Genomic DNA, 24,259 nt, shown 5'->3' with positions numbered 1-24,259 from the left:
TTAATTTTGTTCATATAAAGTCACTCACTTTTTGTTTGTTTTCTGTGGTAAGAAACATTTTAAAGTGAGTGACTTTTTTTGTCTAATTTTATTTACATAATTTGGTTAATCAACACCCGTGTGTCTGACACGCGTTCTCCCTTTACTGTGTGAAAGCAAGAGTGCGCGAATATTAAAAAGCCCGCCGTCATAGTAGACGGTGGGCTTTAGGGTTTTGCTTATTTTCCTGGGATTTCTTCTTTTTCTGTAATCAAGTAGTTCAGTTCTTTTCGTGGAATAGCGTTGTATTCTTTTTGTTTTACAAGATAGAAGAGAAGCCCAAGTCCTGCCCAAACCGCTAGCGCAATGTAAGATGGCTGGGATAGGGAAGAGTCTAGGAACCATAGTGTCAGTAGGAAGAAGAAGATAGCTGCACTAATTACTCCTAATCCTGCGAAAATCTTCTGCGCTTTAGATTTCGACATTTTGAACGCTGTTGCACAGCAATAGAAATAAGCAATCGTTACACCAATAGATGACATGTCTACGATCCATAACAGCACTTCGCGTCCGAACCATGGAGCGATTAAGCATAGAGCAGATGTAAACATAATTCCTACATATGGTGTATTGTATTTCGGGTGTAGTTTATGGAATACCTGTGGAAGCACGCGAGCGCGTCCCATCGCAAACATTAAGCGACTTGATGACAGGTAGAACCCGTTTAGTCCTGTGAAAATACCCATCACTAAAGCGACGGCAATAATGAATATTCCAAGACGGCCAAATAAGCTGTCGATGGCGTCTCCTGTAGCCCAAGCTGAAGCAGATCCTGCTAACTCCTGCCAAGGGGCTAGACTTGAAACAGTAAGTACCATAACAGAATACGCAAGTCCAGCAGCAAGTAAAGCATAAACGATTAATTTAAATGCTTTATTCGGAGGGAAATCAAATTCCTCTGCCGCTTGCGGTATATTGTCAAATCCGAGATAGGCCCATGGAGTAATCGCTAAGATGGCCAATATCGATGCAATCGCTGGTTTGCCTGGGGCAAATAGTGGTTGCATATTTGAAGTAGTAGCCTGGTCGCTGACAATCGCTCCAATGGCTAATAAAACAACTCCTGTTAATAAGATGATAGTAAAGATAAATTGAGAACGTCCAGAAAAACTGGCTCCTCGGATATTTAAGAATGCAAATACAATAAGCGTAACGGTAGATATGATAACTTCACCGAGGTAAACGTCCCAGCCTGCAATCGTATAAAGGGGAACGACCTTTACAACACTCGGGAATAAGAACTTACCTAGTAAGGCAAGAGCGGAGGAGTTTAAAGCAACAGTACATATGTAACCAAGCGTTAAAAACCAACCGGCGACGAAAGCGTGTGTTCTGCCAAAACCAATGTAAGCATAAGCAAATTCTCCCCCTGATACAGGGAATTGTTTAATGAGGAATCCGTAACTTACACCGATGACTGTCATCAATACGGCCCCTAATAAGAAACCGATGACTACAGCTAACGGTCCATTTCCTTGCAGCCAATCTGTTGGTAGTACAAAGGCACCCCACCCAACGGCGGAACCAAATGCAATTGCCCAGACCCAGTGGGGCTTTAAGGTTTTCTCTAATTTCTTCCTCTGTGGTTGTCCCATTTTTAAATAAAAGCCTCCTAATAAAATAGCGTGCTTAATATTATACTCGAATTATTCCGAAGTGTGTCAATCGTTGTATAGGCTCTTCTGCACGAAATACATTCAGTATAAGTCCCTCCCCTACCTTTAACCTAGTTTTTTCTTAAATAAACTAAAATATTTACAATTAACGTCCCTTTTTCAATTCAAAAATAGCGGGAAAGTTATTTTATAACAAAAGAAAAACCGGGGGAGCCCCGGCACAATCGTTTAATAGTAATCTTGTTTATAACGCTCAAGCGTTTGATCTATAAAAGATAAAAGTTCATCACGAAGTTCTTCTCTTTCTAGAGCAAGCTCGATCGTAGTCTCAATAAATCCAAGCTTCTCCCCAACGTCATACCGCCGACCATTAAATTCATACGCAAAGACCCGTTGAATTTCGTTTAACTTTTGGATGGCATCGGTAAGCTGAATTTCACCGCCAGCCCCAATTTCCTGCTGATCTAAAAACATCATAATCTCAGGAGTGAGAATGTACCGACCGATAATCGCTAAATTCGAAGGAGCCTGTCCTTGTTCAGGCTTCTCAATAAATGAACGAACGTGATACCGATCTCCGCCGTGGTGATCTGGATCAATAATCCCGTATCGGTGCGTTTCTTCATCAGGAACCCGTTGCACGCCCACGACCGATGTTCTCGTTTCTTCATATTGTTGAATGAGCTGTTTTAAGCAAGGAGTATCAGCGCGGACAATATCATCACCTAATAGGACGGCAAAAGGCTCGTCCCCAATAAATTTACGGGCACACCAAATCGCATGGCCCAGTCCCATCGGTTCCTTCTGGCGAATATAATGAATTTCAACTTTCGATGATTGCTTGACCTTTTCTAAAAGATCAAATTTCTCTTTCTTCATGAGGTTATCCTCAAGTTCCGGAGCGTGATCAAAGTGATCTTCAATTGCTCGTTTCCCTTTACCGGTAACGATGATGATATCCTCAATACCAGAATCAATGGCTTCCTCAACAATGTACTGAATCGTTGGTTTATCAACAATCGGAAGCATCTCTTTAGGCATCGCCTTTGTAGCCGGCAAAAACCTTGTCCCTAACCCAGCTGCTGGAATAATCGCCTTCTTAATCGCCAAACCACATCACAACCCTTCACCATTTTCATACCTACTCCCATTATAATCCCAGCCACCCCCAAAAATCCACTCCACCCACGTGCCAGACACCCTTTAGTGCTTTAAAGAGCAACCATGTGTCAGACACCCTTCACTGCTTTAGAGCGTAGCAGGGTGTCTGACACGCTTTATTGCGGTGGTGTGGTAAGATGGGCGGTGAGGGAGGTGTTGGTTGTGAGGTTTTGGTTATTGCCGATTTTGTGGATGGGGGTTATTTTTTATTCGTCTTCGACTCCATATGAGGAGCAGGATATAAAGCCGTTTATGAGTGATGTGTTGGATTTATCTTTTTTAGCACCGGTGCTTGATTGGATTCAATTTGCGTATCACCATTCAGAGGTTAGTGTGGAGGCGCTTGGTGTGAATGGCTTGATTGAATTCTTTATTCGTAAGGGCGCGCACGTGACCGTGTTTCTCCTATTATGTATGTTCTTTTATGTGGCTCTTCTGAGGTCGACTTCCCTTAAATGGGGAAGAAGCATGCTCTTAAGCATCCTCTTCACCTTTTTGTATGCGGTCATAGACGAGGTCCATCAGGGTTTCACCCCAAACCGAACACCATACGTTGGAGATGTCATGCTCGACACAGCAGGTGCTCTGATTGCCTGTGTCATTCTGTGGTTGCGGATCAGGATGAAGAGGCAAGCCTAATTTTCAAAAGGCGAAGGGCTTCTGTGTCAATCAAAGGGACCATGCGTATGATGTAAAAAGAGGTGGTTAGGTATGGATTCACTAAATCAGGACCATTTACGAAATATATTGCAAAATATTATAGATGATACAGAGAGAGCATCCATTTCAAATACAGATCAATTAATAAAGAAACTCATCAAGGAAATTACAACCTTACAAGATAAGCGGTAAAATGTCATATTGCTTCACATTTTTTGGTCGGACAAGCTCATGATTTGGAGAAATTACACGTCTTCTGTAACAGATCGCTTCCTTTATTCGTCAAAATCTATGAAAATCCTACATTAGTCTATTGAGAAAAGGTATGACTAAACTGTATAATTTTAGTAGTTTGTTTTTAGGCATATACATAAGGGGGAGACGAATGTTACATAAAGGTACAGTACAGCAGTGGTCTGTTCGCGTTCTTTCTTTAATGATGATCTTTACGATCGTTGGAACAGCGTACAATCTACCATTGCTAGACGGGACTTCGGAGCGAAGTGTGTCTGCTGCAAGTTATGAAGTGAAAGAAGACAACACAGTAGCTCCGGGCGTGACGCATAGAAAAGAACAAATGGATTCTGGTTATTTAGAAGAAACAGCGAATATTTTAGAAGTGGACGTATCAAGATCCTATAATACGGTTCAGATGAATTATCCAGTTCCGTTCCCATCACTCAGTCCTGTGACTACACAGGCGAAGAGTATTAGTAAGGAAGGGAATCGTGTGCTTGGTTCGATCAACGGATCTTTCTTCCACACAAATAATGCCTTACCAGCTTATTTAGTTTCAGAAAATCAGTCCATCTTTAACTTGGGTGCGATTTCTGAAGATGCAAATGGATATATGAGCATTCCAACAGCGTTCGGTATGGATGACAACGGGAACGCTCAAGTTGGGGAGTTTTATTTTAAAACGGAATTTGAACATGACGGAGATACTGTAAAGGTTGATTCTGTTAACAAAGATCGTGAAGAAGGCGAGATTATTGTCTACACCCCATCTTACCGCTTCGATTGGACCAAATCGAATAAATACGGCATTGAAGTTACGGTAGCTGGGTTAGACAAGCCGTTAGATAGTAAGGAAGTCGATTTCGGCGAGCAAGTAACAGGTAAAGTAACAGATATCCGTCCTTATGGTGAAGAAGGGCGTACAAGAGTTCCGGATGATGGTTTTGTCTTATCGATTCAGGGGGGCACATTATCTAAGCGCTATAGCGATATTAAAGTAGGGGACAAGCTTTCCTTAAGCATTGATATACCATCTGCTTGGAAGGATACTCAGTATATGCTTGGAAGCGGCCCGATGCTTGTACAAAATGGCCGGGTAGATATTTCGATGAACGAAGATAGCTATCGTGCCAATCAGCGCCATCCACGGACAGCTGTTGGAACAAATAAAGACGGCTCGAAAGTTTATTTTGTAACCGTTGATGGCCGTCAAAATGGGTACAGTGACGGGATGACTCTTACAGAATTTGCGAACTACCTTGATGACAAAGGAATCTATCAAGCTATGAATCTAGATGGCGGCGGTTCCACCACGATGGCTGTTCGTCAATTTGGAAACACATTACCGAGCGTAATAAACTCACCATCAGACGGTTGGCAACGTTCTGTATCAACGACTCTTCATGCCGTAAATACGGCAACTGACGGAGAGCCGACGCACCTTCGTGCCCATAAAGTGCAGGAAGGTAAAATCCTGGCTGGCTCATCCATTCAGGTTAAGGCGGATTCCCTGTTAGACCAGTATTACTATCCGATCTCGATTGATCAGGATAAGGTTACCTACTCAGTAGAAGGCAATATTGGTCAAATGAAAGGGAATACCTTTATCGCTGAGCAGGCAGGTAAAGGGGCTGTTGTGGTTGAATACGGCACAGCTACGAAAACACTGCCAGTTGAAGTGGTAGAAGAAGCGGATCGTTTCGATATCTCACCACAAGGTATTAAGCTTGGAACCGATAGAAAACAATCGTTTACAGCTGATGCTTATCTAGACAATGAAAAACTAATCTTTGACCCGACTACAGTAGAGTGGGCAACAGAAGGATCCATTGGCAAGATTAATCAAGATGGCGTACTTTCAACGAACGACGAGCCGGCTACAGGTTCTGTTGTTGCAAAACTGAACGGACGCAGTTACAAGTCCTCTGTAACAATAGGAGGAAATGAACAGATTTTAGATGGATTTACGAGCAACTCTGCGTGGTACTTTGACTCGATCCGAGCAAGAGGAACAAATCGTTTGAGTGAAGGTTTTGAGCCTGTTGCAGCAGGCGACCATTCCATGCGCTTTGAATACAATTTCGCAACAGGTGATGAAGGCATAGCGGCTTCTTATATCATCCGAAAAGATCCAATCGCCATTGATGGCCGTCCAAATCATATTGGAATGTGGGTTTATGGAGACGGAAAAGATCACTGGCTACGTGGTAAGCTCCAAGATGGGAATGGGGAAACGGTGACGATTAGCTTTACAGAAGAAGGAGAATTGGACTGGAACGGATGGAAATACGTCCAGGCTGAAGTTCCAGACTCTGCACCGCTGCCATTATCTCTGACCCGCATCTATGTTGCAGAGACCGATGAGAACAATAAAGACTGGGGAATGATCTTCTTAGACAGACTTCGTGCTGCTTATGACGACTCTGAGGATACAAGCGTTGAGGATCCAGTCGATTATGAATTTGTTCGAGATAGCAAAGAGTGGAAAGTAACATTTAATACAACCCTACTTTCTTCCTCTGTTTCTGAAGACACCGTATACGTTGTCGATCACAACGGAAACAAAGTAGAAGGCATAGAGGTTCGCCTGAGCAACGATCGTACGAAAGTGTACGTAGATGCTCCAGAAAGTGATTATAAAGGTAACCAGTTCTATAAATTGAAAGTAACCGATGGAGTGAAATCTTCCACAGGAACGAAGATGAAAGATCCGGTTGAAAAGATCTTTCAGGTAGATTAATGAAGTTGGTTTAGGGATGGCCCAGCGCTTATAGGCGCTGGGCTTTTTTGTTGTGGAGGGGGATGCTTCTTCCTGTAGGAGGCGGGGGAGGACGTCGAGAAAACTGTCTCTGATGTCTAGAAAATGAGAGAGCACGTCGAGAAAGCTGCCTCTGAAGTCTAGAAAACGAGAGAGCACGTCGAGAAAGCTGTCTCTGAAGTCTAGAAAACGAGAGAGCACGTCGAGAAAACTGTCTCTGATGTCTAGAAAACAAAAGACCATGACGAGAATGCAATCCAGAACGTCTAGAAAAAGAACCCAATAGCCAGAAAAAAAGCACCCCGGCAAGGGTGCTTTACGTCTATCGAGTTCATCTTATTCATTTTCCACTGTAATTGGCTGGATGACACCTTTTTCAGAAGTTTCACCTGAAGTACTTGTCCATCCTGGGTGGATCATGAGTGTGTATTCGCTGTCTACTTCAAGGTCTTCTTTAGGATCTAACATGAACGTATCTTCGTCTTCCGCCGTGATGGTAAACGGAAGATCACTGCCACCAAGTTTAAAGAAGTGAATCGATTCTTTGAACTCTTTTGGAGTTGCAGGGGCGTTTGTATGGATCACAAACGTCTTGTCTGAGGCTACGGTATCTTCATCAAATGTTTGGTACTTAAATTGTTCTAAAGCGTCTGTGTGGGCATCTTCTAGTGGAGTGGATGTTTCTACGTCTGGTGAGATGCCTTTACTGTTGATCACATTGTAATCAGGTGTGAAAAAGCGTGCTGTTGATAGTTTTACACCACTGCCATCAGCGAACTGCTTCACTTGTTGCATTAAGCCTTTTCCGTATGTGGTCGTACCATATAACGTGGCTGCGTTATAGTCTTGTAAGGAGCCGGCTACAATTTCAGATGCACTTGCGCTATTTTCATTGATTAAGAGTGAGGCAGGTTCCTCTAGCTTATAGAAAAGGTTCTGAGCTTTATACGTGAAATCCATGTCCCTAAATTCAGCATGCATGGCTGTTTTCACATCTGGAAAAACACCGAGCACCTGTTGAGCCGCGCTTAAGTAACCACCAGGGTTATTGCGAACGTCAAGGATCCAATGATTGACGTCATCCATTTCTTTGGAAACGGATCTGAGCTGTAAGAATGTTTGAGGACTGAAGGTGTTTAAACGGATATAACCAATATCGCCGCCGAGTTTCTCACCTGTAACAGCAGGAAGTTGGATCTTTTCTCGGGTAAGAGAAATGGTTTTTGTCTGCTCTTGTTGCTTGACCTCTAAGGAAACAGAGGTGCCGGCTGCTCCAGTAATATACGTTATAGCAGATTGAGAGTCTTTACCTTTTAGGGAGATGCCATCAGCTGATAGGATGATATCACCAGCTTCTATTCCTGCTTCTTCAGCTGGGCTCCCTGGGAAGACCAGAGTAATGAGAATTCCTTCATCATGTACTTCAACAGAGACCCCAATCCCTACGAACTTTTGATTGATACTATCGTTGAATCGTTCTAATTCTTCTTTCGTAAAATAAGTAGAATAAGGATCCAGACTTTCAAAAATAGTAGTAAGATCTTTTTCTAGTAATTCAGGTTCAATTTCATCGACGTATTCATTTTTTATGTAATCTTTAATTTCTTTCTCATTCTCAACAGCGTCGATGGTAGTTGGAAGCAGTGTGAAACTTGTGAACGATATAAGTAGCGCGATGATCATCCTGAAACTGTATTTCAAAACAAAAACTCCCTTTTCTATTTTTTTCTAGTATATCATGATTAGGAGGCTCAAGTAAGGAGAAATCAAGGGTTACGGGTCGGAATACACTTTACAACAGATACCCAGAAACTTATGATAATAGAAGGAGGTTGGTGTTATGAAGAAGAAAAAGATAAGTGTTTCTGTTGAAGAAGACTTGTTTCACAAAATAGATGAAAAAACACAAGAGCTTGGAATTAGTAAGAGTGCGTTTCTTTCTTTTTCTGCTAGCTTCTTTCTTCATCAGCTAGAAAGTACAGAACAGTCCGTTGGAAATCCAAACATAAGTGTTTACCAGTTAATCAAGAGCAACATTGAAGCTCTTGAAGAGGCGAAACAAATGAGTAAGGACCAACAAAAGTAAAGCTTCACCCTATACTTAGCACCACTAGTGAACCTGCGTTAGTAGGTTTGACGGCAAAAAAAGCTGCTTCTCTTATTTAGAGAAGCAGCTTTTTGACGTTACTGAACCGGATAAGCTTTCCACTTGCTTAAATCTAACTCTGAGGTTTGAATCATAGTTTTCGGGAAGATAAAGGTCCAAGGTTTACTAGTGTTCGCTGACACTTCAAAGTTTTCTAGCTTAAAGCCACCCTTGGCTACAACTTCGCCACTTGCATCCTCAAATTGAAGAGGTAGCTGTTGAAGGTGAATGCCTTTTTTACTTCCGTTTCGGATTAACATCGTGACGTGAAGATCTCCGCTATCGGTTTGGTGAGCTTTTAACCCCATAAAGTTCACTTCACCTGGCTTAGGCGGTTTGAGGGACTCTGTATAGTCTTTTAATTTCTCGAAATCTTCACTAGCCATGGATTTCTGCCAGCTTTCTTCTAGTTCAAGAGTATGCTTTTGAGAGCTTTTCTTCAATTCGAATGCTAACTTCCAGTCCTCTGTCGGTACTTCCTCAATCGGAACGAATAATTCCTTCTTGTCAAAGATAAATAAGTGAGGACGGCTAGAGCGAGCAGGAAGTTCGCCTACTTTAGATAAATCGAATTCTTTTCGTCCGAGTTTAGTTCCATCTGTCTTCATTAAAAGAATAGTCGTTTCATTAAATGTAATCTTCTTATTCAAAGAGTTACGAACAAAGGCACCGGCAGCAATCTCGTCGTCCATTTTCGTTAACTCAAATGCGCCTAATGAAAGTTGATTAGGCTTTAATGGCGGGTGTTCATTGTTCATAAAACGGTAGACATATACATCTTCTTCAGCAAGCTTCCAATCTGGATTGATAGATAGTTCCGTCTCTACTTCTTCCGATGAAGAGTCTGATTCTACCCCTTCAATTAAATCCTCCGCATCAACAGTCGAATCGTTGGAAGGCTTATGCTGATTGTCTGAATCTTTCTTGTTGCGCTTTAAAAAGTTTAGCATGACGGGTTCCTCCTTTATGATTTCGTTTGCTTTTTATTGCGAATTCCCTGGACAAAGCGGGAGAGTTGAAGAACCATTTCTCGTTTAACTTCAAACATTGTGTGATGGAACACATCAAGACCTTCATTCTGGTAAAGGCGAAGAGGGTCTTCTTGTTGATATTGGCGCATGCCAATTCCTTCACGCAGACGGTTCATCATCTCAAGGTGACGAATCCACTGTCGGTCAATAACCGCGATAGAAACTTGTTTTAAGCGATTTTGTAACATGATGTTTTTACTAAGGACTTCAATTTTTGTCGTATATTCGTCTGCGATTTTCTGAACGTAATCCTTCACATCATCGATGCTTTCGAAGGATTGTTCCGTTAAATTGGTCTCGATTAATGGTGCAGCACGATTAATTTCTGTTTCCAAATGACCAAGGTTCCATTTCTCAGGGACAATGGTTTCCGGACATTCTTTCTCGACGACATCAAGAAGGTAGTCCGTGATATAAGGAAGAACAAGTTCTAAAGAAGATTTAGATTCTAAGAACTGATTACGTAATGTATAAATGACTCCGCGCTGGTCGTTAATTACGTCGTCTAGTTTTAGGTTGAATTCGCGAATGTTAAAGTTGCTTCCTTCAGAAATGCGCTGTACTGTATCGATAAACTTATAGATATCTTTATTTAACACAAGACCCGTATCATCAGTTTTCAATGATTTCATCTTACGTTCGGTTTCTTCCTGTGCGAAACGATGCATCATATCATCTTCCATAGAAATGATAAACTGCGTAGAACCAGGATCACCCTGGCGACCGGAGCGCCCCTTTAGCTGATTATCAATACGACGAGATTCATGACGCTCAGTACCTAGGACGTGAAGACCGCCTGCCTCTGCAGCGCCCTCTCCAAGCATAATGTCTGTACCACGACCGGCCATGTTGGTGGCGATTGTGACTTGTCCTTTTTGACCTGCAAGAGAAATTAGGCGTACTTCTTGTTCCACACTCTTGGCATTCAATAGTTCATAAGGAATGTTCTCTTCATCAAGATAGTTTGCTACTGTCTCAGACTGAAGAATGGAGGTGGTACCAATTAAGATGGGTTGCCCATTGCTGTGACGTTCTTTCACATCATCAAGCATGGCTTTATATTTCTGCTCTTTGGTAGCATAAATATAATCTTCAAGATCCTGACGAATGATAGGCTTATTCGTAGGAATTTGAATAACATCCATGTTGTACGTATGCTGGAATTCCTTCTCTTCCGTTTTGGCTGTACCTGTCATACCTGAGAGGATCGGGTACATGCGGAAGTAGTTTTGGATTGTAATGTTGGCTTGTGTCTTGTTCTCTTCTGTAATTTCAAGGCCTTCCTTGGCTTCGATGGCCTGGTGTAATCCGTCTGAAAGGGTGCGCCCTTCCATCATACGTCCTGTGAACATATCGATCAGTTTAACCTGACCTTCATCAACAATGTAATCCACGTCGCGCTCGAACATGACGTGTGCACGAACGCCTTGGATCATATAGTGATAAAGCGTTTGGTGCTCTAATTCAAATAGATTATCTACACCAAAGGCACGTTCCACCTTCGTAATTCCATCTTCAGTCAGACTAGTAGCCTTTGTAGTAACGTCGAAGTTGTAATCTCGTTCTGCTTTAAATGATTTGGCGAGCTTTGCACAAACGCGGTGCAGTTGAGGGCTTGCCATTGTTTTACCGGCAATAATAAGCGGGGTTTTGGCTTCATCAACTAGCACACTATCAATTTCATCGACAATGGCATAATGATAGGGGCGCTGAACGCGTTGTGCCGGTTGTTGAGCCATGTTATCCCGAAGGTAATCAAAGCCAAACTCTGTTCCGATGCCGTAGGTGATGTCTGCCTGATAAGCTTGCTTTTTCTCTTCAGGTGACATCTGGGTAATATTTAAGCCAACCGTAAGGCCTAAAAATTCGTGGATCGGACCAATTAACTCCCGGTCACGTTGGGCTAAGTATTCGTTCACTGTAATAACGTGGACACCTTTGCCTTCTAGTGCTCGTAAATAACTTGGAAGGGAAGCAACGAGTGTTTTTCCTTCTCCCGTCATCATTTCAGCGATATTTCCTTCAAGCAAAACAAGTCCGCCGATTAACTGCACATCATAATGGCGCATGCCTAATTTACGTTTGGCAGCCTCACGTACTACAGCAAACGCTTCTTCTTTTATGGTATCAACGGTAGCTCCTTCTGCTATTCGTTCTTTAAATTCAACAGTTTTATGTTGAAGTTCTTCATCTGTTAAGGTTTCAATTTTATGTTCCCATTCATTAATGGTGTCGACATTCTTCTTATAGATTTTTAACTGACGCTCTGACTTCTTATCTCCGTAATATTGCTTTATCGTCTCAAGCATACTATACGCTCCTCAATGTCTGTAATTACCGATTATTAGTATATCACGAAATTTCAGGATATTCACCATGGTCTTACTAGATTTGGCAGGGATGGAAGAGGTTTTTCAGGGAAAAATGGTAGATTCCTAGGAGAATAAATGGATGGGGAGGGAGTGCTTTGTAGCTTTATAGAAACGTTAGGTTAAAAAAGCTTCAAGTTAAGTGAAAGACAATATGAAATTCAACAGGATTCGATAAAAGATTTGTAAAAAACGACACAAACGTGTAAAGAAGTCCATAAATTTTCCTAAATTTATCAATAAGGCTAGAATTTTCCCTCTTATTCGTGCTATCATCTATGCTAGATTAACCATGAATTGGAGGAACTTAGATGACAGCTAGACATTTCGTAGGGACCCTTCTAAGTTTATTTGTTTTGTTTTTAGCACCGGTAATAGCCCAAGCAGAGACAGAATGGGTAGAATTACCTGACGCATCAGACGTAGAACCAGATAAGACATGGACAATTGAATTCAACACATCAATTAATGAAGCAACGGTCAAAGATAACATTTCAGTTCGAACATTAAACAATGGACAGTACACTCCTTCATTTGACGTGAGTGCTGATGGGAAGAAGATTACCATTCACCCTCCTAAAGACGGATACAATAGTGAGGAGTACTATCAGCTTTCAGTGAAGAAGGAAATTTCATCTGCGCAAGGTAAAGAGATGGAAAAAGGGTACAAGAAGAAGTTCCGCATTAAACAGTACGAGGAAAAGCCACAAACAAAGCCAGATCCTGAACAACCAGAAGAACCAGAAGAAAAACCAATTGAAGAGAAAGAGATCTTATCAACTGGAACGGTCACAGCGGATATATTAAATGTACGTAGTGGACCGAGTGCAAATTATGAAAGAATGGGTTCGATTTCACGAGGCGAAAAAGTAAAAGTTTATGATTTTGACGGTTTCTGGGCAGAAATTGAGTATGGTGGAAAGACAGGTTATGTGCATAAGACCTATATGAAACTGCGTAAAGAAGGCGGTACAGCTATCGAAGGACAACGTGTTGTTATCGATGCTGGACATGGGGACCATGATCCAGGTGCACAAGACCGAGGCACACAAGAAAAGGAAATTAATTTAGATGTATCCCAGCGTGTAGCTGAGCGTTTGAAAGAGCTAGGTGCAACACCGATTATGACGCGTGACTCAGACAAGTTCGTGACGCTTCAAGGACGTGTGGACTATGCGCAAGAAGTAAATGGAGATCTCTTTGTAAGTATTCACACGAATGCAGCTTACCGCAGTGCGAAAGGTTCTGAAGTATTTTACGATACAAGGAAGTTAAGTAATGTGGAAGAAGGGCGTATTCTAGCTGATAAAATCCAAAGGCAACTGGTCGATGTTGTAGATATGTATGACCGTGGTGTGAAGGATAACAACTGGCACGTCATTCATTACAATACATTGCCAAGTGTTCTAGTTGAGCTTGGATTCGTTACAAACAGTGAAGATTACGAAAAGCTTACGTCAGATCATTACCGTGATCTTTACGCACAAGCGATTACTCAAGGGATTGTCGACTACTACGAAGAAGAAGTAAACTAAACTGACAAGGCATCCTTATACGTTAAGGGTGTCTTCTTTTTTTATGTTTAATTAGCTCTTAGTTAATTTAATACCCGCGACAGTCATAAATGAAACGATTCTAAACGAATTTTATACATAATTAAAAATGGTGAAACTTATAATGGTGAAGGATCGTCTAATAAAAAGATGGAATGTTTGCTACCGTTCGACAAAGGCTTTTACATACTTCTTTCGAGAAACGTCGTTTAGAGTCGACAAAAAAAGGTAAATAAAAGTGTAAATCCGATATTCTAGCCGCAGCCCCGTTATGTTATAATCCTATTGTTAGTTTGCACAGAAATGAAGAACCATATACATGAATTTGGAAAGTAATAACTGCTTCGTGATCACCAAAATTGGACATACTAGAACCGAGGAGGGTCTTTAAAATGGAGTTTAAGGCCTTATTATTATGTTTCATTGCTTCAATCCTCATCACACCTGTTGTGAAGAAGTTAGCTGTTAAAATTGGAGCGACGGATAAACCGAATGAACGAAAAGTACACCAAAAATTAATGCCACGTTTAGGTGGCTTAGCGATATTTCTTAGTTTTATCGCAGGCGTCCTTCTATTCTACCCTGATTCACCTTATACCTGGCCGCTAATCATCGGAAGCACGATCATTATCATAACGGGCGTGCTTGATGATATGAAGGAGCTATCGCCAAAGTGGAAGATGGCAGGTCAGCTTGCGGCTGCTCTTATTGTCGTTATAGCTGGAAATGTGAAAGTTGAGTACATCAACATTCCATTTGGAGATACTCTCCAGTTTGGTTGGTTTAGTATCCCCATTACGATTCTTTGGATTGTAGGGATTACAAACGCGATCAATTTAATTGATGGTCTTGATGGGTTAGCAGCTGGCGTATCGTCAATTGCTTTGTTAACCATCTCAGGTATGGCGATTTCAATGGGCGATATCTTTGTTTCCATGGTCGGTCTGATTACACTAGGAAGTACGTTAGGCTTTCTTGTTTACAACTTCTATCCGGCTAAGATCTTTATGGGAGACACAGGAGCTTTATTCTTAGGCTTCATTATTAGTGTTCTATCTCTCCTTGGCTTTAAGAACATTACGTTATTCTCGTTCATTATCCCGGTTATTATTCTAGGCGTTCCAATTTCTGATACGATTTTCGCGATTGTGAGAAGGTTTGTTCAACGCAAACCGCTATCGTCGCCAGATAAATCTCACTTGCACCATTGCTTGCTACGATTAGGATATACTCATCCTGAGACGGTTCTTATGATTTATGCAATGGCTGCGCTGTTTAGCTTAGCGGCGGTTATTTTCTCCCAGGCTACTATGTTTGGATCCGTATTTGTCCTGTTTACGCTGCTCATTTTAATCGAGCTTGTGGTTGAAGTGACAGGGTTAATTAGTCAAAATTACCGTCCAATCTTGAATTTAATACGTGATTATCGTACGAAGCGATAAATATTAGCACCAGCGCACTTTTGCGCTGGTGCTTTTTTGTGGGCTCGTTTTTGTTTGCTTTAGTGAGAGGAAGGTATGTTGGGGAAAACACTCGCTTTCCTGCGGACGTTCTCCCGAGCTTCCTCGTTCGCTACGCTCTCTGTGGGATCACGGAATCCCGTCTTTCCGCGGGAGTCTCGCCGTTACCTCGTCCACCCTTTGCGGTAAGATGGCTAAACAAAAAGCAATGCTAGAAAATCCCTCCTCAACAAGATCCAAGAAACATCCCGTAATTGAAGATAACTCCATGAAACTTATCCATGTGCCCATACACGTTTATATCCCTCTAATGGTGGTATGGTTATAGATCTTATTAAAGAAGAGCGAGGGGTGAGTGGATGGAGAATGTGGATGTGGTTGTGATTGGTAGTGGGCATAATGGGTTGGTTTCTGCCTTTATGTTGGCTGAGAAGGGCTTTCGGGTGTTGGTGCTTGAGAAGGCGGATTTGCCTGGGGGTGCTTCGAAGTCGGTGGAGGCTAATGGGTTTGTTCATGATTTGTATGCGATGAATATTGGGTTGTTTTTAGGATCTCAGTTTTATGAGGAGTATAAGGAGGAGCTTTTAGAGCATGGGTTTGAGCCGGTTGTGAGTGATCATCCTTATGCGAGTGTGTTTCCGGATGGGACGGGGCTTGGGATTTATCAGGATCGTGAGAAGACGTATCAAACCCTTTCTGCTTTTTCTCAAGGGGATGCTGACTCATGGGTTCGGTTAAACGATTACTTTGATCAGACCGCTCCTTATTTTATGCCGCTCATGCAAATGGAACTTCCTTCATTTGAGGCGGGGAAACAGTTTTGGAAGATGTACCGTCATTTTAAGATTAGCGGGCTGCTTCAGCTTGGAAGCCAGTTGCTTCAATCACCTCGAGAGTTTGTAGATCGTTGGTTTACGGAGAAGAAGATGAAATCTCTCATAGTTCCGTGGGGCTTTCATTTGGACTTTGCACCGGATGTGTCAAACGGTGCTGTCTTTCCGTTTCTTGAGTCGGTTTTAAATCAGCGCAATGGGATGGCTTTCTCCAGAGGTGGAATAGGACAGTTGATGAATAGCTTAATTAAAGGGATTGAAAAGAGGGGAGGAGTGGTTCGCACAGGGGCTGATGTGGATGAGATCCTTGTTGAGGACGGAAAAGCGGTTGGCGTTAAGCTTACTTCAGGTGAAATAGCTTATGCGAAGAAAGCGGTTATTGGGAATGTAACGCCGACCCAGCTTATTACCCGGTTGCTTGATCAGAAGAAAATCGATTCCTCTTATGTGGAGAAGGCAAAGAACTATCAGTATGGCCCAGGTACCATGATGGTTCACCTCGAATTAGACTCGCCTCTTGAGTGGAAAGCAGGTGAAGAATATGGAGATTTTGCTTACATTCATATTGGCCCTTATGTGGAAGATTTGTCTCGTACGTATACGCAAAGCCTGAACGGGGTGTTGCCAAATAGTCCGTTGCTCGTGGTTGGTCAACCTACAACCATTGATGCTTCAAGGGCGCCGGAGGGGAAGCATACCCTCTGGATTCAGGTTCGAGCGCTACCTGCGAGCGTTAAGGAAGATAGTCTGGGGGAAATTGCACCTGGGGGCTGGGAGGATATCAAGGAAGCTTACGCGGAACGGGTCCTGGATAAACTTGCACACTATGCTCCGAATGTCAGAGAAGTGTTATCTCATAAAATCGTTCTATCTCCTGGAGATTTAGAGGCGGATAACCCGAATTTAGTTGGGGGAGATAGTGTGAGCGGGAGTCATCATCTTCATCAGAATTATGCGTTCCGCCCTGTACCCGGGTATTCAAGATATCATACTCCGATTAAGAATTTATATATGGTAGGCGCAGCTACGTGGCCTGGTGGAGGATTGAATGCGACATCAGGGTACTTGTTGGCGCATAAATTGACTTAGATTTCCCTTTACCGTCGAAAAAACGCACAAAAGGTTTTCCCGGGAAATACTGTGTCAAAAAAGCAGTAATATTCCCTGGAATTTAGATGATTCTTTTCAAGTATTCTACAAAAAGCTCTCAAATTTTGCCTTAAATTCCAAAGCCCTCTATGAATCTACCTCTATTCTATTTATAATAGATGGTAGATTCTATGAAACGGGGAGGACATACGAGATGAGAAAGGCAATGGTTTGGGTGTTTAGTGTCGTTTTACTTGTTACGTTCTTTGGGATGACGGAAGTTGCGCAGGCGGCTAGTCAATCCTGGCAAGATTGGGGTAAAAGGATGAACGTACAGACGGATAAGGTGTGGACGATTCAATTGAATACACCAGTAAAACCTGAAAGTGTAAATAAGGATCAGGTTTATGTGGAGAATAGCTCAAGCGGGGAGCGCCACGCCGTAACGTTGCAACAAACAGAAGATAAGAAGGCGATCCGTGTCGTACCGAGTCAAGACTACACGGTGGGCCAAACTTATACGTTATACGTGAAACAAGGATTACGTTCTGAACAAGGAAATAAACCTATGGAATTCTCAGTAAAAAAATCGTTCAATGTATCGAGAGATTATCAAATTGCTAAGATGAGTGGGAAAGATTCTTATACATATGGAAGGTCGTTTGACACATTTGCTGAAGCAAAAGCTGATGCGTTGCAAGACGGAAGTGAAGTGATCTTCTATCGCAATGAGGTCGTATGGATTCCTGAGGGACTCGCGCGTACGAAGAAGTTTACGATTTTGTATGCCGATAAGAATTTAAATTCATCGGTTACGTATGTGAATAGCGATGCTGAACTAGAGTATATCGGATCTGAGGGAGGAAATTCACTGAAAGTACGGTTGGCAGGTGAGGTATTGTATGTAAAGCCAACTGATGTTTATTTGCTTCCTCCTCAGTTTATTGATGGACAGTCGTATTATACGAATCAAAACGGAGAACTTGTTCACCACCTATTTTATAACGGATATTATGTGAGCTATACCTACGGAGATGCACCGGAGTCCATGGCAGAAGGGGAAAAGGTATATACTCCAGATGGGATTGTTCACCTGAATGATACAGATACACCAATGTTTAACCAGTTATCATTAAAAACAAAAACGGATTATACTGCAGAAGATATCGATCAGTATATTAAAGAGAACGCCCCAAATAGCCCTCTTGTTGGGCAGGGAGAAGCGTTCATGAAAGCACAAGAGAAATACGGTGTGAACGCCCTTTATTTAATGGCACACGCGATCCACGAAAGTGCGTGGGGATTAAGTCGTATTGCGCAGGATAAGAACAACTTCTTTGGCTTGAATGCAAGTGACGATAACCCTTATGTGAATGCGGACAAATTCATTTCCGTTGAAGCGAATATCCTATATGCAGCTCAGTTTGTGTCTCAGAATTATCTGGGGGAAATTGGTACAGACTATAGATCCAATGGGGACTATCTTGGGAATAAAGCTGAAGGTATGAACGTAAAATATGCATCTGATCCGTATTGGGGTCAAAAGATCGCCGGTCATATGTACCGTGCTGATAATTGGTTAGGAAATAAAGACCGTAACTTGTTAACAGGGGAACCGGATCCGGTGGCAGATGCTGGAGAAAAGGAAGAGCCTCAAGCAGGTGAGAAGGACTTTAGTGATAAAGAGGAAGGCACAACAGATGTAGAAACTTCTTCAGAATCTAACTAATTCTACAGAAGAATAAGATATAAAAAATGGTAGCAAGGTTTTCCTTGCTACCATTCCTATTTTAAGACAGCTTTTGCTATTAATAATCTTTGTCTTCTTCTTTTTCTGAAGATGATTTTTTAGCATAGGAGCTATCCTTTTTATTTTTCTCATCTATGGTGTCATTGGGTTGGGTTAGATCAAGGTGTGTTTGTAACTCATTTTGAATGGAAGCGAGGCTGTCATCGTATACTTTGAAATAATAGAGATCGTTTATATAGGTACCTTCCCCGTCTAGCTGCATCGTTTCAAACGAGATATTACGGTTTAGTACGTAATTGTGAAGTGCGCTCATTTCATCAAAGCTCATGTTTGTCTTCATATTGTTACCGATCGAATCAATCAGAGAGCCGTATTTGGTAACGGATTTCATGTCTGACGCTTCGTCAAAGATCGATTGAAGAATCTCCATTTGTCGTTTACCGCGAGCCTGGTCACTGTCATACTGCCGGGAACGAGCAAGGGCTAGAGCTTCTTCCCCGGTAATATCTTGCTGCCCTTCTTCAAGCTGAATGGCGCCATGCTGGTCATCACTATTTTTCTCCGTCATATCAAACGGTACGTCAAACTCGATACCACCAAGGGTGTCCACTGTTTCAACGAATGCATTGAAGTTCAGGCGTACATAGTAATCGACAGGGACATCAAATAAGTTCTCAACAGTTGATACCGCGTAATCGACTCCTCCGTAGGCATGGGCGTGAGTGATTTTATCCATCTTGTCCATTTGTGGAATGTAGGCATAAGAGTCACGGGGTATGCTTACGAGTTTAATAGATTTCTCTTCCTCGTTTAATGTGGCGAGCACCATTGCATCTGAGCGAGCATTACTGTCATAGTCTCGCTTTTCACTATCGTCAACGCCGAGGAATAGAATCGAGATGTTGTCCTGGTATGGATCGACGATTTCATCACGTTTTTTCGACATATCGCCACGCTTTAGCTCAAGCTGAGAGCTTGTTGTCGCTTGTTTCGCTTTGTCGGTTAAGTAGGCTCCATATCCTGATACGATGCCTGCTCCTAATAAGAAAAGAACAATAAAGGACCAAAGAAAAACTTTTTTCTTCGATGTTCTTTTGCGTTTCATGAGTTTAGTCTCCTTTTTCAGCCGTGACATCCGTTTCCATGTAGGAAACTTCTTCTTGCGTAATCTTCGCCTGGTCACTGGTGAGATCGACCATCCAAGACGTAAACGAATCTTCTTCGCCTTCGACTACATATACTTCTATTTCCACATGTTCGAGGTATTCAATCCCTTTTATGGCATATTGGCTGTTCCTGAGCTCGTTCTCAAGCTTGCCAAGAAGTGTGTAGTCAGCTGTCACTTTCATCGTTCGCATTAATTGACGTCTTACAATACCAGTCGTTTCAAGACCTGCAGAGGTTGCACTTGAGTAGGCACGAATTAAACCTCCGGCACCAAGTTTAATCCCCCCAAAGTAACGGGTAACGACTACGGCGGTGTCTTTTAACCCTTTTTTCTTTAAGACATTTAAAATCGGCACACCGGCGGTTCCGCTTGGTTCCCCGTCATCGTGTGCTTTTTGTATTTGATCATGTTCTCCTACCATATAAGCGGAGCAGTTATGAGTGGCGTTATTGTGCTTCTTCTTAATCTCTTGTACAAATGCTTTTGCTTCTTCTTCTGTTTCTACACGTTTTACATATCCAATGAAACGAGACTTCTGAATAACAATTTCTTCAAAACCTTCACCATTTACTGTCAGATAATTGTTTAGCATCTTGCATTTAACCTCCTAAAACTTCATTATAAAGATGTAGATGTCGAACGGCAAATCATTTTGACTGTTCTTACCAAAATATAGATAAATTTCAACTTTTTTAAGAATTACCCCCAGAAATAGACATGGGTCGAACGAATGAGTATGTGAAATAGATGGAGGAGACGTTTTATGCCGGAGAGTAAAATTGGTGAAAAAGCACTTGATTCCATCATCCAAGAGATGATCGATACTGTGACAAATAGTAAAGACGAAATATTTCAAATCGGCGAGCAGTCCCGAAATGAGTTCGAACAACTTGATCGTGAATTGAAAGACACGAAAATGCAAGTTGTTGAAATTATAGATGCGGGAGATACGCTAGAACGACAAGTGCGTTTCTCCAGGATGCGATTATCTGAAGTTAGTAAGCATTTCGACCGTTACTCCGAGCAGGAGATTCGCGAAGTGTATGAGCAGACGCATCAACTCCAAATGCAACTTTCCGTCAAGCGTGAGCAGGAAAAACAACTCCGGGAACGAAGAGATGAATTAGAACGTCGCTTAAGAAAACTTGAAGATACGGTCGAACGTGCCGATGCATTAGGTGGGAAGATATCAGTTGTTCTTAACTACTTAAATGATGACTTCAGACAAGTGACAGAGGCACTGGAGGATGCGAAGGAAAAGCAGGCGTTTGGGCTTCAGATTATTGAGGCACAAGAGGAGGAACGTCGTCGTTTATCACGAGAGATCCACGATGGACCGGCGCAAATGCTCGCAAACGTGATGCTTCGTTCTGACTTAATCGACCGGACATTCAGGCAGCGGGGCGTTAATGAAGCGTTGAAAGAAATTAAGGAAGTGCGTGGCATGGTCCGATCGGCACTCTATGAAGTGCGTCGTATTATTTACGATTTAAGACCAATGGCCTTGGATGACCTTGGGCTTGTGCCAACGCTTAAGAAATACTTAGCGACTGTTGAAGAGTACAACAGTATTGAAATTCCGTTCACGCCGTATGGAGTAGAAAAACGTCTCGATCCAAAATACGAAGTAGCTTTATTCAGACTCGTTCAAGAAGCTGTGCAGAATGCTGTGAAGCACGCGGAAGCATCGCGAATTGAGGTAAAATTCGAACTGAAACGCTCGCTAGTGAACATTATTGTAAAAGATGATGGAAAAGGATTCGACACAAGCCAAAAGAAAGAAAAATCATTCGGACTTGTCGGTATGAGAGAGCGGGTAGAAATGCTTGATGGGGAGATCACCATTGATTCTCAGGTTGGTTCAGGTACGATCATCATGATTCAAGTGCCCCTGAACTAATCAGGCAAGACTATATTCTACCAATCTTTTATATTATAATAAAAATGTAATGGTTACGAATAAGTGATAAGTATTCCCACCCGAGACGATTGTGTAACAACATAATAGGTAATGTTTAGGGATCATTGTTTTATAGAATTGAAATTAGGATTGTAAAAATAAACGGAAAATGGACACGGGAGGCTCGAGCCATGAATACGAACATAGTATTAATTGACGACCATAAATTATTTCGTGAAGGCGTAAAGCGAATCTTAGAATTTGAACCATCCTTCAATGTAGTAGCAGAAGGGGACGACGGTGAATCAGCTTCGGCTTTAGTAGATGAACATCGCCCAGACGTCGTGCTTATGGATATCAACATGCCACAAATGAACGGGGTACAAGCAACAGCTGAGCTGATTGCAAAATATCCGGACATGAAGGTTATCATTCTATCGATTCACGATGATGAGAACTACGTGACACACGCTCTTAAGACAGGTGCTCAAGGATATCTATTAAAAGAAATGGATTCAGACGCCTTAATTGAAGCAATCAAAGTCGTAAGCGAAGGCGGCTCTTACTTGCATCCACGTGTCACCCATAATCTTGTAAAAGAATACCGTCGTCTATCAGAAGATGGTAGCCGAAGCGGCTCAAGCAGCCAGCAAGGCCGTACAATTGAGTACCGTAAACCACTTCACCTGCTAACACGCCGTGAGTGTGAAGTTCTTCAGTTACTTGCAGACGGGAAAAGCAACCGCGGGGTAGCGGAGTCCCTTTATATTAGTGAGAAGACGGTAAAGAACCATGTGAGTAATATCTTACAAAAAATGAACGTAAACGACCGTACGCAGGCTGTTGTGACAGCGATTAAGAACGGTTGGGTTGAAGTATTATAATGTGAGGAAGGCTCTGGAACCTGAATGGTTTCGGGGCTTTTTTTGTGGGTGTTTCCGTTTATTTAGGGGGAGTGTAAGGCGGGCTGGGAAACTACTCGCTTTCCGTGGGCGAGCTGTCGAGCCTCCTCGGGAAAACCACCCTGCGGGGTCTCGTCTAACTCTTCTTCCCACAGGAGTCTCGCAGTTTCCCAGCCCGCCTTTGCGGTGTTTGGATAACGGAAACTCTGGGGTTTGGTTAGGGAGGGAGACCATTCAAGTTACAAAGTACTTCCTAAAGGTCAAAAGACAATGAAATGATGTAGGATCTTTTAATTCTTTAGTGGGGTGCAGGGTGTCTGGCACGCTGTGGTTTGTTACTGTGATAAAGGGGTTTGAGGGATTGAATTTAGTGGGTGCAATGGGGTGGGAGTTGCGGTAAAATGAGAGTAGCTTTACCGATTTTTTCATAACGACTAGACAACCTTCATAGGTTATACATAATGGAAATTATTTTAATGAAAAGGGAGTACGATAAGATGAAAACAGCGATCTTAACGGATAGTACGGCTTACATCCCTCAGGAGCTTCGGGACCGCTGGAACATTCATATGGTTCCCCTGAGCGTGACGATTGGGGAAGAAACGTATCGTGAGGAAATGGATTTGTCCGCTTCGGATTTCTACGATATGGTGCGCGGTGCTCAGGAACTGCCGAAGACGTCTCAGCCTTCGATTGGCGTTGTAACGAATAAATTAGAAGAGCTTTCGGTTGAGTATGATGCCGTTGTGGCGATCACGCTTTCAAGTGGCATTAGCGGAACGTATCAGGCAATTGCGAGTGCGGATGATATGGTGGATTCGATTGACCTTCATGTGTTCGATTCTGAAATTAGCTGTATGGTTCAGGGCTTTTATGTGTTAGAAGCGGCTGAGATGGCTGATAATGGAGCGATGCCTGAACAGATTATGGCGCGCGTGAATGAGATGCAGTCTTCGATACGGGCTTACTTTATGGTAGATGATCTTTCTCATCTCCATCGTGGTGGACGTTTGAATGGTGCCCAGGCGCTTGTGGGGAGTTTGCTTCAGGTGAAGCCGGTTCTTCATTTTGTGGACAAGGTAATTGTTCCGTTTGAAAAGATTCGTACGCGCAAAAAGGCGCTTAAGCGTGTGAAAGGGTTGTTTGAAGAGGTTGCTGAAAAGGGGCAGCCGATGAAGGCGACGATTATTCATGCGAATCGTGAAGAGGATGCGCAGGAGATTTTGGATGAGCTTCAGGAGAAGTATCCGAATGTTGAGTTTGTGCTTAGTTATTTTGGGCCTGTTATTGGGACGCATTTAGGTGAGGGTGCGCTTGGTATTGGGTGGTTTGAGCGGTAGCTGGTAGGCCTTTGCTTTTGTGGAGTGCTTGGGGTGGCTGCGGGACTACTCGCTTTCCTGCGGGGAGCTGGCAAGCCTCCTCGTTCGCTTGCGCTCTCTGTGGGGTCTTGCCTAGGCTCCTTGCCCCGCGGGAGTCTCGCAGTCCCGCTGCCACCCCTGGCTTAATTTTGGTTAACGGCCGCTTTAAGATACTCCTTAAAACCTCCCATTTCCAACCTCTTAATGGTTTTGATACCTTTGTGAGAAT

General features: G+C 42.6%; 18 protein-coding genes. 11 read left to right on the top strand and 7 right to left on the bottom strand.

Translation table 11 applies throughout. The annotated features are described in order from the left end of the window. Positions 1 to 218 precede the first annotated feature (218 nt). Together LQ226_RS19600 and galU are read right to left on the bottom strand one after the other, a co-directional pair. Entirely contained in the window at positions 219 to 1,634 is a 1,416-nt protein-coding gene (locus LQ226_RS19600) for an APC family permease (RefSeq protein WP_231419730.1), read from the bottom strand. Positions 1,635 to 1,883: 249 nt separating this feature from the next. Continuing rightward, a complete protein-coding gene (gene galU, locus LQ226_RS19595; RefSeq protein WP_231419729.1) occupies positions 1,884 to 2,765 on the bottom strand; it encodes a UTP--glucose-1-phosphate uridylyltransferase GalU in 882 nt (293 codons plus the stop codon). 213 nt (positions 2,766 to 2,978) lie between these two features. Between galU and LQ226_RS19590 the strand changes: the two genes are divergently transcribed. The 3 genes from LQ226_RS19590 (at position 2,979) to LQ226_RS19580 (ending at position 6,453) form a co-directional block, all read left to right on the top strand. Beyond that, the gene (locus tag LQ226_RS19590) at positions 2,979 to 3,455 is read left to right on the top strand and encodes a VanZ family protein (protein WP_231419728.1); all 477 of its coding nucleotides are present in this window, start codon (positions 2,979 to 2,981) and stop codon (positions 3,453 to 3,455) included. 72 nt (positions 3,456 to 3,527) lie between these two features. Next, positions 3,528 to 3,668 (top strand): hypothetical protein, encoded by a 141-nt coding sequence (locus tag LQ226_RS19585; protein ID WP_231419727.1) that lies wholly within the window; start codon positions 3,528 to 3,530, stop codon positions 3,666 to 3,668. A gap of 193 nt (positions 3,669 to 3,861) precedes the next feature. Then, on the top strand, positions 3,862 to 6,453 hold the full coding sequence (locus tag LQ226_RS19580; RefSeq protein WP_231419726.1) for a phosphodiester glycosidase family protein: 2,592 nt from the start codon (positions 3,862 to 3,864) through the stop codon (positions 6,451 to 6,453). A gap of 354 nt (positions 6,454 to 6,807) precedes the next feature. On the opposite strand, the gene LQ226_RS19575 is transcribed toward LQ226_RS19580, so the two are convergent. Then, positions 6,808 to 8,154 carry a S41 family peptidase gene (locus tag LQ226_RS19575; RefSeq protein WP_231419725.1) on the bottom strand — a complete coding sequence of 449 codons (1,347 nt, stop codon included), beginning with the start codon at positions 8,152 to 8,154 and terminating at the stop codon, positions 6,808 to 6,810. Between the two features lie 157 nt (positions 8,155 to 8,311). Here LQ226_RS19575 and LQ226_RS19570 point away from each other — a divergent pair, with 157 nt between their 5' ends. Further along, positions 8,312 to 8,557: a ribbon-helix-helix protein, CopG family gene (locus LQ226_RS19570; RefSeq protein WP_231419724.1), complete on the top strand. Its 246-nt coding sequence runs from the start codon at positions 8,312 to 8,314 to the stop codon at positions 8,555 to 8,557. A 98-nt stretch (positions 8,558 to 8,655) separates the two neighbouring features. On the opposite strand, the gene LQ226_RS19565 is transcribed toward LQ226_RS19570, so the two are convergent. Both LQ226_RS19565 and secA2 read right to left on the bottom strand, forming a co-directional pair. Then, the gene (locus LQ226_RS19565; protein ID WP_231419723.1) at positions 8,656 to 9,567 is read right to left on the bottom strand and encodes an accessory Sec system S-layer assembly protein; all 912 of its coding nucleotides are present in this window, start codon (positions 9,565 to 9,567) and stop codon (positions 8,656 to 8,658) included. Between the two features lie 14 nt (positions 9,568 to 9,581). Further along, complete coding sequence (gene secA2 / locus LQ226_RS19560) at positions 9,582 to 11,957, bottom strand: accessory Sec system translocase SecA2 (protein ID WP_231419722.1); 2,376 nt, start codon at positions 11,955 to 11,957, stop codon at positions 9,582 to 9,584. A 371-nt stretch (positions 11,958 to 12,328) separates the two neighbouring features. Between secA2 and LQ226_RS19555 the strand changes: the two genes are divergently transcribed. From LQ226_RS19555 to LQ226_RS19540, 4 genes are all read left to right on the top strand, one after another. Beyond that, on the top strand, positions 12,329 to 13,552 hold the full coding sequence (locus LQ226_RS19555; protein ID WP_231419721.1) for an N-acetylmuramoyl-L-alanine amidase: 1,224 nt from the start codon (positions 12,329 to 12,331) through the stop codon (positions 13,550 to 13,552). Between the two features lie 410 nt (positions 13,553 to 13,962). After that, complete coding sequence (locus LQ226_RS19550; protein ID WP_231419720.1) at positions 13,963 to 15,012, top strand: glycosyltransferase family 4 protein; 1,050 nt, start codon at positions 13,963 to 13,965, stop codon at positions 15,010 to 15,012. Positions 15,013 to 15,389: 377 nt separating this feature from the next. Then, positions 15,390 to 16,952 carry a phytoene desaturase family protein gene (locus LQ226_RS19545; protein WP_231419719.1) on the top strand — a complete coding sequence of 521 codons (1,563 nt, stop codon included), beginning with the start codon at positions 15,390 to 15,392 and terminating at the stop codon, positions 16,950 to 16,952. Positions 16,953 to 17,166: 214 nt separating this feature from the next. Continuing rightward, positions 17,167 to 18,681, top strand: a complete 1,515-nt coding sequence (locus LQ226_RS19540) for a glucosaminidase domain-containing protein (protein ID WP_231419718.1) — start codon at positions 17,167 to 17,169, stop codon at positions 18,679 to 18,681. Between the two features lie 79 nt (positions 18,682 to 18,760). On the opposite strand, the gene LQ226_RS19535 is transcribed toward LQ226_RS19540, so the two are convergent. Continuing rightward, positions 18,761 to 19,807, bottom strand: coding sequence for an LCP family protein (locus tag LQ226_RS19535; protein WP_231419717.1), 1,047 nt, complete (start codon positions 19,805 to 19,807; stop codon positions 18,761 to 18,763). Between the two features lie 4 nt (positions 19,808 to 19,811). Next, a complete protein-coding gene (locus LQ226_RS19530; RefSeq protein ID WP_231419716.1) occupies positions 19,812 to 20,462 on the bottom strand; it encodes a YigZ family protein in 651 nt (216 codons plus the stop codon). A gap of 171 nt (positions 20,463 to 20,633) precedes the next feature. Here LQ226_RS19530 and LQ226_RS19525 point away from each other — a divergent pair, with 171 nt between their 5' ends. The 3 genes from LQ226_RS19525 (at position 20,634) to LQ226_RS19515 (ending at position 24,012) form a co-directional block, all read left to right on the top strand. Further along, complete coding sequence (locus LQ226_RS19525; protein ID WP_231419715.1) at positions 20,634 to 21,770, top strand: sensor histidine kinase; 1,137 nt, start codon at positions 20,634 to 20,636, stop codon at positions 21,768 to 21,770. A gap of 191 nt (positions 21,771 to 21,961) precedes the next feature. Continuing rightward, positions 21,962 to 22,654 carry a response regulator gene (locus LQ226_RS19520; protein ID WP_231419714.1) on the top strand — a complete coding sequence of 231 codons (693 nt, stop codon included), beginning with the start codon at positions 21,962 to 21,964 and terminating at the stop codon, positions 22,652 to 22,654. Between the two features lie 515 nt (positions 22,655 to 23,169). Beyond that, positions 23,170 to 24,012, top strand: coding sequence for a DegV family protein (locus tag LQ226_RS19515; RefSeq protein ID WP_231419713.1), 843 nt, complete (start codon positions 23,170 to 23,172; stop codon positions 24,010 to 24,012). Positions 24,013 to 24,259 lie beyond the last annotated feature (247 nt).

Origin of the sequence: Pontibacillus sp. HN14 (assembly GCF_021129245.1) — a bacterium.
In the GTDB taxonomy this organism is placed as follows: Bacteria; Bacillota; Bacilli; order Bacillales; family BH030062; genus Pontibacillus.
This window is presented reverse-complemented; position numbering and strand designations above follow the sequence as displayed.

Bases quoted from the DNA above. Each gene is read 5' to 3' on its own strand.
- LQ226_RS19535 (WP_231419717.1), bottom strand. From the start codon at position 19,807: ATGAAACGCAAAAGAACATCGAAGAAAAAAGTTTTTCTTTGGTCCTTT.
- LQ226_RS19520 (WP_231419714.1), top strand. From the start codon at position 21,962: ATGAATACGAACATAGTATTAATTGACGACCATAAATTATTTCGTGAA.
- secA2 (WP_231419722.1), bottom strand. From the start codon at position 11,957: ATGCTTGAGACGATAAAGCAATATTACGGAGATAAGAAGTCAGAGCGT.
- LQ226_RS19580 (WP_231419726.1), top strand. From the start codon at position 3,862: ATGTTACATAAAGGTACAGTACAGCAGTGGTCTGTTCGCGTTCTTTCT.
- LQ226_RS19555 (WP_231419721.1), top strand. From the start codon at position 12,329: ATGACAGCTAGACATTTCGTAGGGACCCTTCTAAGTTTATTTGTTTTG.
- LQ226_RS19540 (WP_231419718.1), top strand. From the start codon at position 17,167: ATGAGAAAGGCAATGGTTTGGGTGTTTAGTGTCGTTTTACTTGTTACG.
- LQ226_RS19550 (WP_231419720.1), top strand. From the start codon at position 13,963: ATGGAGTTTAAGGCCTTATTATTATGTTTCATTGCTTCAATCCTCATC.
- LQ226_RS19565 (WP_231419723.1), bottom strand. From the start codon at position 9,567: ATGCTAAACTTTTTAAAGCGCAACAAGAAAGATTCAGACAATCAGCAT.
- LQ226_RS19570 (WP_231419724.1), top strand. From the start codon at position 8,312: ATGAAGAAGAAAAAGATAAGTGTTTCTGTTGAAGAAGACTTGTTTCAC.
- LQ226_RS19585 (WP_231419727.1), top strand. From the start codon at position 3,528: ATGGATTCACTAAATCAGGACCATTTACGAAATATATTGCAAAATATT.
- LQ226_RS19600 (WP_231419730.1), bottom strand. From the start codon at position 1,634: ATGGGACAACCACAGAGGAAGAAATTAGAGAAAACCTTAAAGCCCCAC.
- LQ226_RS19515 (WP_231419713.1), top strand. From the start codon at position 23,170: ATGAAAACAGCGATCTTAACGGATAGTACGGCTTACATCCCTCAGGAG.
- LQ226_RS19575 (WP_231419725.1), bottom strand. From the start codon at position 8,154: ATGATCATCGCGCTACTTATATCGTTCACAAGTTTCACACTGCTTCCA.
- LQ226_RS19530 (WP_231419716.1), bottom strand. From the start codon at position 20,462: ATGCTAAACAATTATCTGACAGTAAATGGTGAAGGTTTTGAAGAAATT.
- LQ226_RS19545 (WP_231419719.1), top strand. From the start codon at position 15,390: ATGGAGAATGTGGATGTGGTTGTGATTGGTAGTGGGCATAATGGGTTG.
- LQ226_RS19525 (WP_231419715.1), top strand. From the start codon at position 20,634: ATGCCGGAGAGTAAAATTGGTGAAAAAGCACTTGATTCCATCATCCAA.